The organism is Xenophilus sp. (assembly GCF_044462705.1).
In the GTDB taxonomy this organism is placed as follows: Bacteria; Pseudomonadota; Gammaproteobacteria; order Burkholderiales; family Burkholderiaceae_C; genus Xenophilus; species Xenophilus azovorans.
The window spans coordinates 1-2657 of sequence record NZ_JBIQNC010000343.1 but is presented as its reverse complement, the minus strand read 5'-3'; the positions used below and the strand labels follow the sequence as shown (position 1 = coordinate 2657).

The following is a 2657-nucleotide window of genomic DNA, read 5'->3' as shown; positions in this document are numbered from 1 at the left end:
CCACGCCATCGTCGACCACCACACCTACGTCTTCCTCGGCGACGGCTGCCTGATGGAGGGCATCAGCCACGAGGCCGCCGCGCTGGCCGGCGCGTGGAAGCTGGGCAAGCTGATCGCCCTGTACGACGACAACGGCATCAGCATCGACGGCAAGGTCGCGCCCTGGTTCGTCGACGACAGCGCCAAGCGCTTCGAGGCCTACGGCTGGAACGTGATCGGCCCGGTCGACGGGCACGACGCGCAGGCCGTCTCCAAGGCCATCGCGCAGGCCCGCAAGGCCAAGGGCGACAAGCCGTCCTTCATCATCTGCAAGACGCAGATCGGCAAGGGCAGCCCCAACCGCGCCGGCACCGCCAAGGCGCACGGCGAGCCGCTGGGCGCCGACGAGATCGGCCTGACGCGCAGCGCCATCGGCTGGACGCATGCGCCCTTCGAGCTGCCCGAGGCCGTCTACCAGGACTGGGACGCCAAGGCCCGCGGCGCGGACGCCGAGGCCGCATGGAACGAGAAGTTCGCCGCCTATGCGAAGGCCTTCCCCGACCTGGCCGCCGAGTTCGAGCGCCGCATGCAGGGCGAGCTGCCGAAGCACTTCGACCAGACCGTCGTGGACGCCGTGCTGCACGCCCACACCAAGGCCGAGACGGTCGCCAGCCGCAAGGCCAGCCAGCTCGCGCTGGAGGCCCTCACCGCCCAACTGCCCGAGCTGCTGGGCGGCAGTGCCGACCTGACCGGCTCCAACCTCACCAAGACCGCCGCCACACCCGACCTGCGCTTCGACGCCAAGGGCGAGGTGGTCAAGACGGAAGCCGGCCAGATCGGCCGCCACATCAACTACGGCGTGCGCGAGTTCGGCATGGCCGCCATCATGAACGGCGTGGCGCTGCACGGCGGCTACATCCCCTACGGCGGCACCTTCCTCACCTTCAGCGACTACAGCCGCAACGCCATCCGCATGGCCGCGCTGATGAAGCAGCGCGTGATCCACGTCTTCACGCACGACTCCATCGGCCTGGGCGAGGACGGCCCCACGCACCAGTCCATCGAGCACGCCGCCAGCCTGCGCCTGATCCCCAACCTGGACGTCTGGCGCCCGGCCGACACGGCCGAGACCACCGTGGCCTGGGCCTGCGCGCTGCGCAACAGCCGGCGTCCCACGGCGCTGCTGCTGTCGCGCCAGAACCTGCCCTACGCACCGAAGGACGCGCTGGCCGACATCAGCCGCGGCGCCTACGTGCTGGCCGAGCCCGAGCGCGTCGGCCTGAAGAACAGGAAGGCCAAGGCCGTCATCATCGCCACCGGTTCCGAGGTGCAGCTCGCGCTCAAGGCGCAGGAGCTGCTGGCTGCGAAGAAGATCGCGGTGCGCGTGGTCTCCATGCCCAGCACCACCACCTTCGACCGGCAGGACGCGAAGTACAAGAAGTCCGTGCTGCCCGCCGGCCTGCCGCGCATCGCGGTCGAGATGGGCGTCACCGACTTCTGGTGGAAGTACGGTGCCGCGGCGGTGGTCGGCATCGACACCTACGGCGAGTCGGCCCCGGCCGGCGTGCTGTTCAAGCACTTCGGCTTCACGGCGGAGAACGTGGCGGCGACGGTCGAGGCCGCGCTGGCGCGCTGAAAGCCACCCGAGCAGATTTTTCAACCTTCAGGAGCATTCGCATGACGATCAAACTGGGCATCAACGGATTCGGCCGCATCGGCCGCAACGTGCTGCGCGCAGCGGTGCAGAACTTCCCCGACATCGAGATCGTGGGCATCAACGACCTGCTGGAGCCGGACTACCTGGCCTACATGCTCCAGTACGACTCGGTGCACGGCCGCTTCAAGGGCGAGATCGCCGTCGAGGGCAGCACGCTGATCGTCAACGGCAAGAAGATCCGCCTGACGCAGGAGCGCGACCCGGCCAACCTCAAGTGGAACGAGGTCGGCGCCGACGTGGTGCTCGAATCCACGGGCCTGTTCCTCACCAAGGAAACGGCGCAGAAGCACATCGACGCCGGCGCCAAGAAGGTCATCCTCTCGGCGCCCTCCAAGGACGACACGCCGATGTTCGTCTTCGGCGTCAACGACAAGACCTACAAGGGCGAGGCGATCATCTCCAACGCGAGCTGCACCACCAACTGCCTGGCGCCGCTGGCCAAGGTGCTGAACGACAAGTGGGGCATCAAGCGTGGCCTGATGACCACCGTGCACGCCGCCACCGCCACGCAGAAGACCGTGGACGGCCCGAGCAACAAGGACTGGCGCGGCGGTCGCGGCATCCTGGAGAACATCATCCCCAGCAGCACCGGCGCGGCCAAGGCGGTGGGCGTGGTGATCCCCGAACTCAACAAGAAGCTCACCGGCATGAGCTTCCGCGTGCCGACCTCCGACGTGTCGGTGGTGGACCTGACGGTGGAACTGAACAAGGACGCCACCTACAAGGAAATCTGCGCCGAGATGAAGGCGCAGTCCGAAGGCGCGCTCAAGGGCATCCTGGGCTACACGGAAGACAAGGTCGTCGCCACCGACTTCCGCGGCGACGCGCGCACCTCGATCTTCGACGCCGAGGCCGGCATCGCGCTGGACGGCACTTTCGTCAAGCTGGTGAGCTGGTACGACAACGAGTGGGGCTACTCCAACAAGTGCCTGGAGATGGCGCGCGTGGTGAGCAAGTAAGC

Annotated in this window: 2 protein-coding genes; both read left to right on the top strand. The window is 67.7% G+C overall.

What is annotated here, in order from left to right; genetic code table 11:
- Positions 1-1615: transketolase family protein (locus tag ACIY1X_RS25885; protein ID WP_399686408.1), on the top strand; the 1615-nt coding region annotated here is incomplete at its 5' end.
- Between the two features lie 41 nt (positions 1616-1656).
- A complete protein-coding gene (gene gap, locus ACIY1X_RS25880) occupies positions 1657-2655 on the top strand; it encodes a type I glyceraldehyde-3-phosphate dehydrogenase (RefSeq protein ID WP_399686405.1) in 999 nt (332 codons plus the stop codon).
- Positions 2656-2657: the final 2 nt, after the last annotated feature.

Excerpts from the sequence above, each read along its gene's own strand:
- gap (WP_399686405.1), top strand. The coding sequence starts at position 1,657 with ATGACGATCAAACTGGGCATCAACGGATTCGGCCGCATCGGCCGCAAC.